The sequence below is a fragment of the Acidovorax facilis genome (assembly GCF_050626955.1).
In the GTDB taxonomy this organism is placed as follows: domain Bacteria; phylum Pseudomonadota; class Gammaproteobacteria; order Burkholderiales; family Burkholderiaceae_C; genus Acidovorax; species Acidovorax facilis.
In genome coordinates this window covers 1,286,286-1,301,382 of record NZ_CP192460.1, presented here as the reverse complement: position 1 = coordinate 1,301,382, position 15,097 = coordinate 1,286,286, and the positions used below count along the sequence as shown (strand labels likewise).

The window sequence follows — 15,097 nt, the reverse complement described above, 5'->3', positions numbered from 1 at the left end:
ACTACAAACTTTGTAGCTACAACCGTACACATGGCAGGCGCCGAAGCATGTTTTCACTAAAAATCAGGCTTTGGTGGCAATGTCTTGGGCGATCAGCTCAGCGAACGCTTCAACAGACATCACGCCGAGGTCACGATTGCCCCGGCCGCGCACTGCGACGGCTCCTGCGGCCTTTTCCTTGTCGCCCGCGACAAGGATGTACGGCAGCTTTTGCAACGAATGCTCGCGTATTTTATACGTAATCTTTTCGTTGCGCAGATCGACCGCCACCCTAAGGTCTTGATTCGGAAGTGCTTTTTGCAGTTTTGCGGCAATTTCGCGACAGTAATCGGCCTGTGCGTCGGTGATGTTGAGCACCGCAACCTGCACCGGAGCGAGCCAGACCGGGAACGCCCCGGCATAGTGTTCGATCAGCATGCCAATGAACCGTTCCATGCTGCCCACGGTTGCACGGTGCAGCATCAGTGGGCGCTTGCGGCTGCCGTCTTCGGCCACGTATTCGGCGTCCAGACGCTCGGGAAGGTTGGGGTCGATCTGCATCGTGCCGCACTGCCATTGACGGCCCAGCGCGTCCTTGAGCGTGTACTCGATCTTCGGACCATAGAACGCACCTTCGCCTTCGGCAATCTCGAACTCGCAACCCGAATGGCGCAGGCCATCCATCAGCGCCTTCTCCGCGCGGTCCCACGACTCGTCCGTGCCAATGCGTGCCTCGGGCCGTGTGGCCACCTTGTAGATGATGTCGGTAAAGCCAAAGTCCTTGTAGACCTTCTGCACCAGCGCCGTGTAGTTGGCGCACTCTTCCAGCACCTGCTCTTCCGTACAGAAAATGTGCCCGTCATCCTGCGTGAAGCCGCGCACGCGCATGATGCCGTGCAGGCCGCCCGTAGGCTCATTGCGGTGGCAGGCACCGAACTCGCCGTAGCGCAATGGCAGGTCGCGGTAGCTCTTGATCCCCTGCTTGTAGATCAGGATGTGGCCGGGGCAGTTCATCGGCTTGAGCGCGTACTCGCGCTTTTCCGACTCGGTCGTGAACATGTTGTCGCGGTACTTGTCCCAGTGGCCCGTTTTCTCCCACAGGCTCTTGTCCAGGATCTGCGGACCCTTCACCTCCTGGTAGCCGTTATTGCGATAGACGCGGCGCATGTACTGTTCCACCTCCTGCCACAAAGCCCAGCCCTTGGGGTGCCAGAACACGGTGCCGGGCGAATGCTCATCCATATGGAACAGGTCCAGTTCACGACCCAGCTTGCGGTGGTCGCGCTTTTCGGCCTCTTCCAGCATGGTGAGGTACTGCTGCAGTTCTTCTTTGGAAGTCCAGGCCGTGCCATAAATACGCTGCAGCATCTCGTTGCGGTGGTCGCCACGCCAGTAGGCGCCCGCTACCTTCATGAGCTTGAAGAACTTCAGCTTGCCCGTGCTGGGCACGTGGGGGCCACGGCATAGGTCTTCGAAGTTGCCTTCGCGGTACAGACTCACGTCTTCATTGCTGGGGATGCTCGCAATGATCTCGGCCTTGTAGTGCTCGCCCAGGCTCTTGAAATAGGCCACGGCCTCGTCGCGCGGCAGAACGCGGCGTACCACGGGCTCGTCCTTGGCGGCGAGTTCGGCCATGCGCTTTTCGATGGCCACCAGGTCCTCAGGCGTGAAGGGGCGCTTGTACGCAAAGTCGTAGAAGAAACCGTTCTCGATCACCGGGCCGATGGTCACCTGGGCTTCCGGGAACAGCTCCTTGACGGCATAGGCCAGCAAGTGGGCTGTGGAGTGGCGAATGACCTCCAGGCCATCGGCATCCTTGGCCGTGATGATGGACAGTGGGCTGTCGGCCGTGATCTGGTAACTGGTGTCCACCACCTTGCCGTCAATCTTGCCGGCCAGAGCCGCCTTGGCCAGACCGGTGCCGATAGAGGCCGCCACTTCGGCCACCGTGACAGGACCCGGGAATTGGCGCTGCGAGCCATCAGGAAGCGTGATGTGAATCATGGGAGTAACTCTTTCTTTTCAATCAGTGCAATGGATGCGGGCACGCGCCAGGCCCAGAAACAAAAAAGCGCGGAACGGGTCCGCGCTTTCTGGATGAGGAGTGCAATCTCGTGCAGGCGCGAACAGCCAGCCTTAACGGCCAGTCAACATCTCCGATGTAGTTCGCGGTGTCATAACCAGATTGCCTTTCTCGCTCTTGTAAGTGGAATTTTTGGCATTTTACCCCCGCCCCGGGATCGATTGCCCAGACAACGCGCTTGCGCACATCATCAAAGACGTTTCGCTTACACAACTGGAGCACCCATGAACACACCCGCCCCATGGACAAAACTGTGCGATGATTTTTGGCGGTAGTCAATCTGGCAACTACAGTCGGTGCGTCGAAATGTGAGAAAGTCCTGCACTGGGGCGTCACCAAGCCAGGCGCCCCGGTAACACGGGCGTCAAGCAACAGCACCCCGCTAGCACCGATTGCGCAGCCACACCCCAAGGCAGCACTTCGGTACATCCCACCACTCTGGCTCGTAGCTGATCTTCGGCCAGGATCGGCTTTATGAGAATGTTTATGCACCCTGAGATTTCCGTTGTCATCCCTGTCTATTGTGAAGAAGCCGGCATCCGGTTCACCTTGCGGGAGGTCGAGAAATTTCTGGCTGTATCAGCCTCCACCTGGGAAATCGTGGTGGTGGATGATGGGTCCAAAGACAACACATGGAATGAAATTACCGCCATCTCTCAAACTATGGCCCGGTTGCGGGGTCTGCGCCTGAGTCGCAATTTTGGCAAGGAAGCGGCGGTGTCGGCGGGCCTGGAGGCGGCACGAGGCAAGGCGGTGATCATCATGGACGGCGACATGCAGCACCCTCCTTCCCTGCTCCCGACCATGATCGAAACTTGGCGCACTGGCGAGTTCGACATCGTGGAAGCGGTCAAATCCAGCCGGGGCGACGAATCCAGCCTCTCTGCTGCACGGGCAAAACTGTTTTATCTTATTTTGCGGGCGTTCTCCGGCCACGACTTGAACGGCGCGTCCGACTACAAACTGCTTGATCAACGGGTCATCGAGGCGTATCGCACGATGAAAGAACGCAACGTCTTCTTTCGCGGCATGATCAGCTGGATGGGGTTCCGGTCTACGCAGATCCCCTTCGAGGTGGAGCCCCGCATCGCTGGAGATTCGGGATGGTCTGTCTTTGGCCTGATTCGCCTTGCGGCCGTTGCCGTCACAAGTTTCAGCACTTTTCCACTGCACCTGATCACAATCTTTGGTGTGCTCTTCTTCGCATTTTCCGTCATGCTGGGGATGCACACGGTGTACATGAAGTTGTCGGGAGCGGCGATCAACGGCTTTACCACCGTCATCTTGCTGCTACTGATCATCGGCAGCTCACTGATGATTGGCCTCGGAATCATCGGGGAGTATCTCGCGCGCATCTATGACGAGGTCAAACAACGACCCCGCTACATCGTCTCCCAGAAGCTGCCTCTGAACCAACCCGACAACCCCGCCAGCCCTTGATCCGGCAACGCAGGCCGCACGCCTGAGCGCTCCATGTCGCACTGACCCTTCTTTCTCCACCACGCGGGGGTCACGGCACCGCTATTTCACATTCACCATTGCCCTCATGCCCTCCTTTTCCAAACTGCTTCGCTATGGCGTTGTGGGTGTTATCGGTGCCGTAGTGCACATGTCCACCCTGTTCCTGCTGGTGGAGCTTGGCTTAACAGGGCCGGTCGTTGCCACCACCACAGGGTTTGTATTTGCACTGCTGATCTCCTACGGAATGAACAGGATCTGGACCTTTGGATACGTTGGCAGCTACTGGGCTTCGCTGATCAGGTACTGCATCGTGTCGCTGATCGGCCTGGGGCTGAACATCCTCATCATCAAGCTGTTCACGGATTTTCTGGGCCTGTGGTACGGCTGGGGGGCGTTTGTAGCTGTGGGCGCCGTGGCACTGAACAATTTCCTTCTCAACAACGCCTGGACCTTCACGCACAAGACCTCGGACATGGCCTAAACAAGCTCTGGCAACGGCCCATCACACCCCGCGCAACAGGGGTCTTGGGCTCTCTTGCCCTTCGAGGAACAGGGCGCAGCCCCCAGCAACAAGACGATCAAAAAGGTAGACATGCAGACAGCCGCTTTGATGACCCGCCAGCGAACATCAAGCTACTGGATAGCGCTGATCTTTGTCGCCATCCTGGGGGCCATACAGGTCTACTTCTTTGACATTACATTCCACGGCCCTGACCAGATCCGCGACGTGGAAATAGCACGCAGACTGATCCATCACCAGGAATGGCCGCTCAACGGTCCTCCGCTGTTCGGGGAACGTTTCAACCTGCCGCCAGGTTTTTACTACCTGCTCGCCCTGCCCCTTCTGGTCAGGGACACCGAGGCTGCGATCTTCATCACATTCGGCGCTCTGTTTGCGCAGTCGGTCTGGTATCTGCTCCGCGTCATCCACGCACAGTTGGGTTCCAGATGTGCACTTGCCTATGCAGTGCTGGCATTCCCCGTCTTTGCGTCTTTCTACACCCACAGCGCCTGGAATCCTGCTCTGGTGATGACATTGAGCAATGTGGTCCTGGGGTTGTTCATCAGCCTTGCGCAACAGCACCGTCACGATGGGCTGTTGCTTCCGCTGGCGGCATTCCTGCTTGTACAAATCCACCCCTCTGCAGCGCCATTGTTGCTGGGCCTGGGAGCCTACGCACTGCTGAACTACCAGGTTCTCCTGAACCGTAGAACGCTGGCTTCCCTGCTCCTCATTGCAGGGATGGCAGCCGTGTGGGGAAGCCAATCAGGGGCCGTCTCGAAGCTGTTGTCGCCCGCGCCTGCGTCGGCCGCCACAGCCTCCGGCCATGGCTGGCTCAGCAATCTGTTGGACATGGACAAATGGCGTGACGTTTTCCTGATGCCCTACAGCGCCATTGAGAGCATCCAGCCGGCCATCAGTGGACTGGGCGCACTGACGGCCTTTCACCTGACTCTGATGCTGGGAGGGGTGTTGCTGGGCATCGTCTATGCAGCAAAAGAGCGGACCCTCCGCTGGATATTGCTCACCACGGTGCTGTGGTTCATCGTTTCCATGGCTTTTCTAAGCCAGGGCGCTTTTTGGCACCTGGACGTGGTGCACCCGTGGCTTGCAGTATTGGCGGCCCATGGTTTGGCGCGCGCCAGCGAAAAAGCGTCACTTTCGACCGGGCACTTCAATGCCCTAGCCGCAACATCCTTGGTCCTCGTTGTCGTCGCCCATCTGAACCTTTACCTTCAGTTCGAGAAAAGGGGCAAACACGATCTCCTGCTCGCATCGCTGTTTTTCCCCAAACTGGAACCCCTGGAATACAAGATTCCGGGGTACACATTCAAGTACCTGCATGCGATGCGCGACGGCCTGTCGAGCCGAGGGATTTGCCAGGACCAAGTCATCGGCCTGGACCCCATGGTGATGAGCAACGCCGTCAACCGGACGCTCGACGCGCCTTGCCCCTCTCCGGCTACGACGGGGCAGGTTTCGCAAACCCTTTATTTCATCGCCAACGATCAGGATGCACTCCGGTTCGACTTCACCAAAGGCTTGCAGGCCATGACCACAGTGGGCGCCAGCGCGATTTATGCAGTCCGCAACACTGGTGCGCTGGTCAATGGCAAGGCAGAAAACAATGTCCTGTCCAACAAAAAGATGGACTACATGACCTTCCTGCCAGCACGACTCGCAGAAGGCCTGACCCTCACCCTCCCGCCTGCGCCAGAAACCATCGTGCGTGTTGCCTTGCGGTGCGGCAGGGACTACCCCATCGAACAACAGGCCCATTGGAAGGTCCAGGGCGCCGAGTACAAAAAGCCCCTGACCACCGCGCACGCCCGGTACCTTGGTTCCAACTACTACGATCTGGAATGGACACTGACCATGCCCGCAAGCCGAGCCTACGGCGCCACCATTTCGTCGACGCTGGGCCCACTGGATTGCGACGTTTCGGCAATTACCCGTCCCATCACTGTGCACTGACGGGGCGAACTCCCCGGAAAGACCACGCAAAGCCCATGTGCGCGTACCGCCCGGCCCCGATGCGTCCCACACCAAACGAAAGAGAGCGATGAAAAAAGCCACCCCGCAGGGTGGCTTCTTGTCTTGCCGTAACTCCATCCCCTGTGCGGGGGATTTCAGATCAGTGGAACTGCTCTTCTTCGGTCGAACCCGTCAGGGCCTTCACGGAGGACGAGCCGCCCTGGATCACCGTGGTCACATCGTCAAAGTAGCCTGCGCCCACTTCCTGCTGGTGCGACACGAAGGTGTAGCCCTTCTCGCGTGCTGCGAATTCTGGCTCTTGCACCATTTCGGTGTAGTGCTTCATGCCTTCGCCTTGAGCGTATGCATGGGCGAACTGGAACGTGTTGAACCAATTGATGTGGATGCCGGCCAACGTGATGAACTGGTACTTGTAGCCCAGAGCCGACAGGTCTTCCTGGAACGAAGCGATCTGCTTGTCGTTGAGGTTCTTCTTCCAGTTGAACGATGGCGAGCAGTTGTACGACAGCAGCTTGCCGGGGCAGGCGGCGTGCACAGCTTGCGCAAATTCACGGGCGAAGCCGATGTCTGGCACGCCGGTTTCGCACCACACCAGATCGGCGTAGGGGGCGTAGGCCACGCCACGGCTGATGGCTTGCTCCAGGCCGTTCTTGACGCGGTAGAAGCCTTCTTGCGTGCGCTCGCCGGTCAGGAAGGGCTTGTCGTTGGCGTCGTGGTCGGACGTGATCAGGTTGGCGGCTTCAGCGTCGGTACGGGCCAGAACGATGGTGGACACGCCCATCACGTCGGCCGCGAAACGTGCGGAGATCAGCTTTTCGCAGGCTTCTTGCGTAGGCACCAGCACCTTGCCACCCATGTGGCCGCACTTCTTCACGGCGGCCAGTTGATCTTCAAAGTGAACGCCAGCAGCGCCCGACTGGATCATGTTCTTCATCAGTTCGAACGCGTTCAGCACGCCGCCGAAACCGGCTTCAGCATCGGCCACGATAGGCAGGAAGTAGTCGATGAATTCCTTGTCGCCGGGGTTGATGCCACGGCCCCACTGGATTTCGTCAGCGCGCTTGAAGGTGTTGTTGATGCGGCGAACCATGGTGGGCACCGAGTCGTAGGCATACAGCGACTGGTCGGGATACATGGTTTCGCTGGTGTTGCCATCAGCGGCCACTTGCCAGCCCGACAGGTACACGGCTTCGAGGCCTGCCTTGGCTTGCTGCATGGCCTGGCCGGCGGAGATGGCGCCGAACGCGTTGACGTAGCCCTTCTTGGCGCCGCCGTTGATCTTGTCCCACAACTTTTCAGCGCCGCGCTTGGCCAGCGTGTGCTCAATGGGCAACGAGCCGCGCAGACGCACCACGTCGGCAGCGCTGTAACCGCGCTTCACGCCCTTCCAGCGGGGGTTGGTCGCCCAGTCTTTTTCCAGGGCGGCAATTTGCTGTTCGCGGCTCAGTTGTTCGTTGAGGGATTGGGGCATGAGATCACTCCAGAGGTTGGTTGAAAACGCCGGGCTGCTTGTGCTGCCCTTGGAGACAACTTTAAGTCTTCTATAAGACTTGTGCAAGCTCTTATGTCTTATAGAAGAGATAAATTTTCTCCTTGAAAAACAACAACTTAACCACAGCATTTCTCAATACAGAAATTGATTTCTCATATCGAGAAAAAATGTGGCAATGCAACATCTATCATATTCCACATTGAGGAATCGAAATTCCGCATTGCAAAAAAATCAGCATTCACAACGCGGCCAAAGACGGCGCTTGCAGCCAGTCCCCCCCGGCAATCCGGGGTGCAGAGACTACATACCGGGGATTGATCTCATAGACCAGGCAAGGCACGCCCTGCCCGCCCACATCAACCACGATCTCGCGCTTCACATACTCGTCACTGGGGGTCGCCCCCAGGTCCTCGATCTCGTCCAGTACGGCTTCCAGCGCTGGCTCGATGGCATACACCTCCCCGTGCACCACCCCCAGGGGCCCGCCCAACGCCATGCCGGGATAGGCCCCCAGGTGGTAGAGCACCCCAGGCACCTGGGCGGCCCCCATGAATCTTGGCGCCGGGCGAAGGCGGGTGATGTCATTGGATCCGCCGCGCCGCAAGGTGCCATAGACAAAGACATGGCGTGCAGGGCTGGCGGGCGGGGTTTCGTCGGGCATGATGCGCACCTCCTTTTCGTTGAGCGATCACCAGTCTAGTGAACACCACTCCCAGCCGCCCCTTTGCCTACCTGTGCCTGGCCCTCAGCATGGCGCTGGTGGGCAGCTACGTGGCGCTGTCCAAACCGCTGGCCGCCGTGCTGCCGGTTTTTCTGCTCGCATGGATGCGTTTTGGCATTGGTGGCATAGCCATGCTGCATTGGCTCCGCAAACCTGTGGATGAGCCGCCCCTCGCCCCACAAACCCGGCGGCTGTTGTTTCTACAGTCGTTTCTGGGCAATTTCCTGTTCACCATCTGCATGATCTATGGCGTGAGCCTCACCGATGCGGTCACGGCCGGAGTGACCCTGGCCGCGATTCCCGCCGCGGTGGCGGTGATGGGCTGGCTCTTTTTGCACGAACGCGTGGCGCCACGCACCTGGGCCGCCGTGGTTTGTGCCGTGGCGGGGATTGCCTTGTTTTCGCTATCAAAACAAGAGCATTCAGCGCATATTGGACAAGCGCTAGGCACCCAAAATACTCAAAACCTTGCATGGTTGGGGCCCTTGCTGCTGCTGGGCGCGGTGGTGTGCGAAGCTGCTTACACGGTGATCGGCAAGATGCTCACCAGCAGTCTGGGCCCCAAGCGCATCACCTCGCTCATCAACCTGTGGGGCTTTGTGCTGTCCACGCCGTTCGGGCTGTACGCCGCTTGGCATTTTGACTTTGCCGCCGTAGGCTGGGGCACCTGGACGCTGCTGGTGTTCTACGCGCTGGCCGCCTGCGTGTTGACAGTGTGGCTCTGGATGACCGGGCTCAAGGCCGTGCCGGCTGCTCAGGGCGGCGTCTTCTCGGTCATGTTGCCAGTGAGCGCGGCGCTGGTCGGCGTGCTCGTGCTGGGCGAATCACTGACCGTCTGGCAATGGGCGGCGTTTGCCATCGCGCTGGCCAGCATGCTGCTGGCCACCCTGCCCTCACGCACAGCGCTGCGTGTCGGCCGACGCGACAATCAAGCAAGGTGATGATAGCCCGACCGCGATCGCTACGCAGCCAAGGGCTGTGTGCTGACCACGATGCCATCCGCATCGGCATACAGCCAGTCGCCCGGCCGCACCCAGACCCCCTGGATCTGCACGGCCACATCGCGCTGCCCCTCGCCACGGCGCTCGGTGGGCAATGGCATCAACCCCAGCGCACGAAGGCCGACGGCTGCGGCGTTCAGTTCGGCCACGTCACGCACGCAGCCATCCACCACCAGGCCGGCCCAGCCATTGCGCGCAGCGGCAGCCGCCAGATTGCCACCCACCAGCGCGCGGCGCAGCGATCCACCCCCATCCACCACCAGCACGCGGCCCTCACCCGGCGACTCCACAGCAGCCTTGACCTGCGTGTTGTCCTCATGGCACTTGACCGTGCTCACGGGGCCCGCAAACGCGGCCACACCGCCAAAACTCTGGAAAACGGGGGGCAAAACGCGGAAAGACCCGCTCATATCATCCTTGTGCTCGTCGCAAAAATCACAGGTGCTGAAGGGGGTGGAGGAAGGTGCAGCAGTCATGTTTCGAAAGCCTTTCAGGCGGAATGAACAACAGGGAAAGCGGCTAGGAGGCTGCGCGGCAGAAGGAACATCGGCTGCAACGTGCGATAAACCGGTCTCGCGCGGTACTACCTCCTGCGCCCAAGGGTCCACCCTGGGCTTGTCGGTAGCACCGCGCGATCCCCGGTTTTCGCGCGTTTCGCTTCGATGCCTTCTGCCGCGAAGCCTCCTAGCGCCGGGCCACGCAGGTTGCCCCGCATTGTCATACAGCCCCAGGGGCAGGCCCTCAAACGCGGCCCGCGCAGGCCGCTTTGTCAAGGCAGGAGCGCAGCGTGGGCAACTTATTGGCCTGCACGCGGCACCACGGCTACAAATCGAGGCAAAAAAAGCCGTTTCTCCCTTGGAAACGCGTTTTTTTCCCAGTAGCATCAGCCTGCCAGTGGGAAAGCCTAGTTTTCGCTGGTGAAAATTTACTTCCAACAAGGAAAACCCAACATGGCAACTGCAAAAAAAGCTCCGGCAAAAACAGCCCCCGCAGCCAAGACGGCTGCTGCCCCCGCCAAGAAGCGCACCCCCAACGCTGCTTTCATGAAAGCGCTCACGCCCAGCCCCGCGCTGGCCGCCGTGGTGGGCTCGGCACCGCTGCCACGCACGGAGATCATCAGCAAGCTGTGGGTCTACATCAAGGCCAACAACCTGCAGGACGCCACCAACAAGCGCAACATCAACGCCGATGCCAAGCTCAAAGAGCTGTTCGGCAAGCCCCAGGTCTCGATGTTTGAGCTGGCTGGCCTGATTGGCAAGCACGTCAAATAATCCCCGCACCTGGTGCACCAAAGAAGCCGGCTCAGCCGGCTTTTTTTCGCCTGTACTCCAGCAGACTGTGGCGCATTAACATCAATGCAAATGAGAATGACCCGCATTTGATGTAACATAATGAAGCAAGTCGAAGCACAGCCATGTTGATCTAGCCACTGCCTCTCGCCTGCGCCTGGCGCCCCGCGCGCCATCAGCACATCCCCACCGACGGAGGCCATCTTGGCAAAACCACGCGCTCAGCGCCGCAGCTCCGTGCTGCGCCCACAACAATCCTCTCCTTCCTTCGTGTCCACCACACCGCGCGGCCTGTCGTCCGACAAGGCCCTGCTCCCGCTGGGCGCACTCATGTTGGCTGCCTCTGTGGGCGCCATGGCACAGACCACCACCCCCGAGAAAACGCTGGCCCCCGTGGTCGTCAAAGAACGTGCCGAAGCCCCCGAGGGCAAAGACAGCGTGCGCGCCACCGAGACCACCATCGGCAAGGGCAAGCAGCAGCTGCGTGACATTCCCCAGTCGGTCACCGTAGTCACCGAACGCCTGATCGACGACCGCAACCTCGACACCGTCAAGGAAGCCCTGAAGAACACCGCTGGCATCACCTTCCTGGCGGCAGAAGGCGGCGAGGAAGACATCCGCCTGCGCGGCTTTGCGCTGCAAAGCACGGGTGACATGTTCATCGACGGCATGCGCGACCCCGCGTTTTATGACCGCGATACCTTCAACCTGGACCGCGTCGAACTGCTGCGTGGCTCGGCATCGATGCTGTTCGGCCGGGGCTCCACCGGCGGCGCGGTCAACCAGGTGAGCAAGGCCCCGCGCCTTATCGATTCGCACCAGGTCGACCTGACCCTGGGCAGCCACCAATACCGCCGCATCACGGGCGACTTCAACATCCTCACCGGCGAAAACGCAGCCCTGCGCCTGAACGCGATGAGCACCACGGCCGACAACAACGGCTCGGGCAGCAGCGTCGAGAAGAAGGGCATTGCCGGCACCTACGCCTTTGGCATCGGAACGCGCGACGAGTTCTCCGTGAGCCTGTACCACCTGGACAACAAGAACGGCATGAACTACGGCATGCCCTGGATCCGCCGCAGCGCAGGCGCGCCCGCCAGCGACACCACGCTGCTGCCGCTGGACCCCAAGGCCTACTACGGCGCCGCCAGCGACTACAACGCCGGCAGTGCAAGCTTTGCCACGCTGGGTCACATCCACCGCTTTAACGGCGATGCCGAGCTCAAGACGCAACTGCGCGTGGGCCGCTTCGAGCGTGACCAGCGCGCTGGCGCCATCCGCCTGGCAGCGGCCGCCCAGCAACCCGGCGGCGTGGCTGCCACGCTGGAGAACTTCGGCCCGGCCACGCGCCTGACGCGCGGCACGCACCTGAAGATCCAGGACATGGACACGGTGCACCTGCAAAGCGACTTCAGCAAGAAATTTGAAGCCCTGGGCTACAAGCACGAATTGCTGGCAGGTGCAGACTTTTCCCACGAAAAGAAGACCGTGTATGGCGCACGCACTGCAGCGCAAGGGGGCGTCAATATCACGAAACCGCCGACCACCGTGGGCACACCGAACGACGGCGTCGGCGTGGACGAAACCCTGCGCGTGCTGCGCGACACCAGCAACTTTGAAGCCAAGGGCTTTGGCATCTATGCCCAAGACCTGATCCAGATCGCTCCGCACTGGAAGCTGCTGGCCGGCCTGCGCTACGACAACATGGACGGCCGCTACAACACGTTCGGCATTCCTGCCGATGCGCCAGGCCCCGTCACCACCACCAGCTACCGCCAGAAGATTTCCGAGTGGAGCAAGCGTGCAGGCGTGCTGTACCAGCCCAACGACCTGCAGTCGTACCACTTCTCGTACGGCACGTCGTTCAACACATCGGGAGACACGTATTCGTACAGCGCCCAGACGGTGAACACGCCGCCCGAAGCCAGCCGCAACATCGAAATCGGCGCCAAGCTGGACTCGGCCGACAAGCGCTTCACCACACGACTGGCCGTGTTCCACTCCACCAAGTACCGTGAGCGCAACACGGACCCCGACCTGAACATCGCCGTGCTGTCGGGCAAGCGCCACGCCGCGGGTGCCGAGATCGACATCACCGGCCGCTTGACGTCCAAGTGGGAGATCTATGGCTCGTACATGTGGATGCCCAGCGCAAAGATCGACATCGGTGCTGAAGGCGCCGAAGGCCAGGGTACACGCCCCTCGCTCACGCCCCGCCACAGCGGCACGGTGTGGACCACCTACCAGATCACACCCGAACTGCGCGTGGGTGGCGGCCTGAACTTCCGCAGCTCGCAAACCCCCAACCGCAACCCCGGCTGGGAAGTGCCCGGCTACGTGACCGCCGACCTGATGGCCGAATACGCCATCAACGAGCGCTACACGATCAAGGCCAATCTGAGCAACGTGACGAACAAGCTCTACGCCGACTCGATCTACAGCGGCCACTACATTCCGGGCGCGGGCCGCGTCTTCCAGGTCACGGCCAGCATGAAGTTCTGACAGGGCTCGTGCAGACATAGATGGCCACCTGCAGCTCGACGGGGCAGGCAGGTGGCAACCCTCTGTTTTGCGCGAGTTATCTCTGACCTGCGTCACAACGTTTCTTCAAGGTATTTGCCGCCCCCTTACCGGGGCGGCTTTTTTGCTTTACAACCCCCGCCATGCTCCTCACGCTCCCCGATCTTCTCTCGCCCCATGACCTGCAGACCGCCCGCCAGCTGCTGCGCAGCGCCCCCTGGGCCGATGGCAAGGACAGTGCGGGCACGCAGGCGCGCCAAGCCAAGAACAATGAACAGTTGCCCCGCGACTGCGAGGCTGCGCAGCGCATTTCAGCCCTGGTGATGGCGTCGCTGGACCGCAGTGCGCTGTTCCTGACCGCCACCCTGCCCAAGCGCGTCTTCCCCCCGCGCATCAACCGCTACGGCGGCGACGCCAACCACTACGGCGACCATGTGGACAGCGCCGTGCGTCAGATGGCGGACCGGCGCGAACGCCTGCGCACCGACATCTCGTGCACCGTGTTTCTGTCCGAGCCCGACGAATACGACGGCGGCGAGCTCTGCATCGACGACACCTTTGGTGAGCAACGCGTCAAGCTGCCTGCAGGCCACGCGGTGATCTACCCCGGCACCAGCGTGCACCAGGTGCGCCCTGTGACCCGGGGGCACCGTATGGCCTGTTTCTTCTGGGTTGAAAGCATGGTGCGCAGCGACGAGCAGCGGCGCCTGCTCTACAACATGGACATGGCACTGCTGCGCCTGCGGCAAGAGCACGGCGAATCGCCGGAGACCGTGGCCCTGACGGGGACGTACCACAACCTGCTGCGCATGTGGGCGGATACGTGAGCCAGCCTGCCTCCGATCCCCGCACCGTCCTGCCGCCTGGTATCGTGAACCTGGCGGACCACGAAACCCATGCCGCCACCCACCTGGAGCCTGGAGCCTGGGCCTATTTCAACGGGGCTGCGGCCGACGAGATCACGCTGGCTGCCAACCGCCATGCCTGGGACCGGATGGGTCTGCTGCCCCGCGTGCTGCGCCCGCTGGCGGGCGGGCACACGCGGGTGGAACTGCTCGGCCGCACGCTGGCCCACCCCATCCTGCTGGCCCCCATGGCCTACCAGCGCATGGCCCACCCCGATGGCGAACTGGGCGCCGCCTATGCCGCAGCCGCCCTGGGCGCAGGCATGGTGCTGAGCACCCAGGCAAGCACCCGGCTGGAGGCCGTGGCCAATGCCATCCGGGACGACGCGGGGCGAGGGCCATTGTGGTTTCAGCTGTACCTGCAGCACGACCGAGACTTCACCCGCGAACTGGTCGAACGGGCCGAGCGCGCGGGCTACGAAGCCCTGGTACTGACGGTAGACGCCCCCTGCCATGGCGCACGCGACCGCGAGCGCCGTGCCGGGTTCCGCCTTCCGACCGGCATCACCGCCGTCAACCTGCTGGGCATGCTGCCGGCGCCGGAAGTCCCGCTCGCCCCCGGCCAAAGCGCACTGTTCGACGGCCTTCTTCACCACGCCCCCACCTGGGCCGATGTGCAGTGGCTGCAGTCCATCACCCGGCTGCCCGTGCTGCTGAAAGGCGTGCTGCACCCCGACGACGCCCGCGAGGCCACCAACCTGGGCGTGGCGGGGATCATCGTCTCCAACCATGGTGGGCGCACGCTGGACACCACGCCCGCCACCGCCACCCAGCTGCCGCACGTGGTCGAGGCAGTCCGCGCGGTGAGCGCAGCGATGCCTGTGCTGGTGGACGGAGGCATCCGGCGCGGCACCGACGTGCTCAAGGCCATGGCCTTGGGAGCCAGCGCCGTGCTGGTGGGGCGCCCCGCCGTCCACGGCCTGACCAATGCTGGCGCAGCTGGCGTGGCCCACGTGCTGCGGCTGCTGCGCGATGAACTGGAGATCGCCATGGCGCTCACCGGCTGTGCCACCCTGGCCGACGCATCCCCGGCGCTGCTGGTGCCGCGTTGACGACCTGCCCGCCCCGTGGGCCTTGTCCCCGTTGCAGGAAATGATTTATTGCAAATGCGATAGATTCGTATTTATAATAAGATCACCTTCAACAGCC

At 61.4% G+C, this 15,097-nt stretch carries 12 protein-coding genes; 8 read left to right on the top strand and 4 right to left on the bottom strand.

What is annotated here, in order from left to right; all coding sequences use genetic code 11:
- Nucleotides 1-63: 63 nt before the first annotated feature.
- Nucleotides 64-1,983, bottom strand: coding sequence for a threonine--tRNA ligase (thrS, locus tag ACQ4MJ_RS05875; protein ID WP_218300097.1), 1,920 nt, complete (start codon nt 1,981-1,983; stop codon nt 64-66).
- Nucleotides 1,984-2,548: 565 nt separating this feature from the next.
- Here thrS and ACQ4MJ_RS05870 point away from each other — a divergent pair.
- From ACQ4MJ_RS05870 to ACQ4MJ_RS05860, 3 genes are all read left to right on the top strand, one after another.
- A complete protein-coding gene (locus ACQ4MJ_RS05870) occupies nt 2,549-3,502 on the top strand; it encodes a glycosyltransferase family 2 protein (RefSeq protein WP_082437676.1) in 954 nt (317 codons plus the stop codon).
- A gap of 106 nt (nt 3,503-3,608) precedes the next feature.
- The gene (locus tag ACQ4MJ_RS05865; protein ID WP_431149565.1) at nt 3,609-4,004 is read left to right on the top strand and encodes a GtrA family protein; all 396 of its coding nucleotides are present in this window, start codon (nt 3,609-3,611) and stop codon (nt 4,002-4,004) included.
- Nucleotides 4,005-4,058: 54 nt separating this feature from the next.
- The gene (locus tag ACQ4MJ_RS05860; protein ID WP_431149566.1) at nt 4,059-5,999 is read left to right on the top strand and encodes a hypothetical protein; all 1,941 of its coding nucleotides are present in this window, start codon (nt 4,059-4,061) and stop codon (nt 5,997-5,999) included.
- Nucleotides 6,000-6,159: 160 nt separating this feature from the next.
- On the opposite strand, the gene aceA is transcribed toward ACQ4MJ_RS05860, so the two are convergent.
- Both aceA and ACQ4MJ_RS05850 read right to left on the bottom strand, forming a co-directional pair.
- Entirely contained in the window at nt 6,160-7,491 is a 1,332-nt protein-coding gene (aceA, locus tag ACQ4MJ_RS05855; RefSeq protein ID WP_055402695.1) for an isocitrate lyase, read from the bottom strand.
- A 259-nt stretch (nt 7,492-7,750) separates the two neighbouring features.
- A complete protein-coding gene (locus ACQ4MJ_RS05850) occupies nt 7,751-8,173 on the bottom strand; it encodes a gamma-glutamylcyclotransferase family protein (RefSeq protein WP_431149567.1) in 423 nt (140 codons plus the stop codon).
- Nucleotides 8,174-8,211: 38 nt separating this feature from the next.
- Here ACQ4MJ_RS05850 and ACQ4MJ_RS05845 point away from each other — a divergent pair, with 38 nt between their 5' ends.
- Complete coding sequence (locus ACQ4MJ_RS05845) at nt 8,212-9,174, top strand: DMT family transporter (RefSeq protein WP_431173695.1); 963 nt, start codon at nt 8,212-8,214, stop codon at nt 9,172-9,174.
- A gap of 20 nt (nt 9,175-9,194) precedes the next feature.
- On the opposite strand, the gene rraA is transcribed toward ACQ4MJ_RS05845, so the two are convergent.
- A complete protein-coding gene (gene rraA / locus ACQ4MJ_RS05840) occupies nt 9,195-9,710 on the bottom strand; it encodes a ribonuclease E activity regulator RraA (protein ID WP_431149568.1) in 516 nt (171 codons plus the stop codon).
- Between the two features lie 474 nt (nt 9,711-10,184).
- Here rraA and ACQ4MJ_RS05835 point away from each other — a divergent pair, with 474 nt between their 5' ends.
- From ACQ4MJ_RS05835 to ACQ4MJ_RS05820, 4 genes are all read left to right on the top strand, one after another.
- A complete protein-coding gene (locus tag ACQ4MJ_RS05835; RefSeq protein ID WP_055402700.1) occupies nt 10,185-10,505 on the top strand; it encodes an SWIB/MDM2 domain-containing protein in 321 nt (106 codons plus the stop codon).
- Between the two features lie 348 nt (nt 10,506-10,853).
- The gene (locus tag ACQ4MJ_RS05830) at nt 10,854-13,025 is read left to right on the top strand and encodes a TonB-dependent receptor (protein ID WP_431153111.1); all 2,172 of its coding nucleotides are present in this window, start codon (nt 10,854-10,856) and stop codon (nt 13,023-13,025) included.
- Between the two features lie 161 nt (nt 13,026-13,186).
- On the top strand, nt 13,187-13,870 hold the full coding sequence (locus ACQ4MJ_RS05825; protein WP_431149569.1) for a Fe2+-dependent dioxygenase: 684 nt from the start codon (nt 13,187-13,189) through the stop codon (nt 13,868-13,870).
- Entirely contained in the window at nt 13,867-15,000 is a 1,134-nt protein-coding gene (locus ACQ4MJ_RS05820; RefSeq protein WP_431149570.1) for an alpha-hydroxy acid oxidase, read from the top strand. The genes ACQ4MJ_RS05825 and ACQ4MJ_RS05820 overlap by 4 nt, the downstream gene beginning before the upstream one ends.
- Nucleotides 15,001-15,097 lie beyond the last annotated feature (97 nt).

What these genes read in the sequence shown, in the direction of transcription:
- thrS (WP_218300097.1), bottom strand. Translation starts at nt 1,983, where the DNA reads ATGATTCACATCACGCTTCCTGATGGCTCGCAGCGCCAATTCCCGGGT.
- ACQ4MJ_RS05870 (WP_082437676.1), top strand. Translation starts at nt 2,549, where the DNA reads ATGCACCCTGAGATTTCCGTTGTCATCCCTGTCTATTGTGAAGAAGCC.
- ACQ4MJ_RS05865 (WP_431149565.1), top strand. Translation starts at nt 3,609, where the DNA reads ATGCCCTCCTTTTCCAAACTGCTTCGCTATGGCGTTGTGGGTGTTATC.
- aceA (WP_055402695.1), bottom strand. Translation starts at nt 7,491, where the DNA reads ATGCCCCAATCCCTCAACGAACAACTGAGCCGCGAACAGCAAATTGCC.
- ACQ4MJ_RS05850 (WP_431149567.1), bottom strand. Translation starts at nt 8,173, where the DNA reads ATGCCCGACGAAACCCCGCCCGCCAGCCCTGCACGCCATGTCTTTGTC.
- rraA (WP_431149568.1), bottom strand. Translation starts at nt 9,710, where the DNA reads ATGACTGCTGCACCTTCCTCCACCCCCTTCAGCACCTGTGATTTTTGC.
- ACQ4MJ_RS05835 (WP_055402700.1), top strand. Translation starts at nt 10,185, where the DNA reads ATGGCAACTGCAAAAAAAGCTCCGGCAAAAACAGCCCCCGCAGCCAAG.
- ACQ4MJ_RS05830 (WP_431153111.1), top strand. Translation starts at nt 10,854, where the DNA reads ATGTTGGCTGCCTCTGTGGGCGCCATGGCACAGACCACCACCCCCGAG.
- ACQ4MJ_RS05825 (WP_431149569.1), top strand. Translation starts at nt 13,187, where the DNA reads ATGCTCCTCACGCTCCCCGATCTTCTCTCGCCCCATGACCTGCAGACC.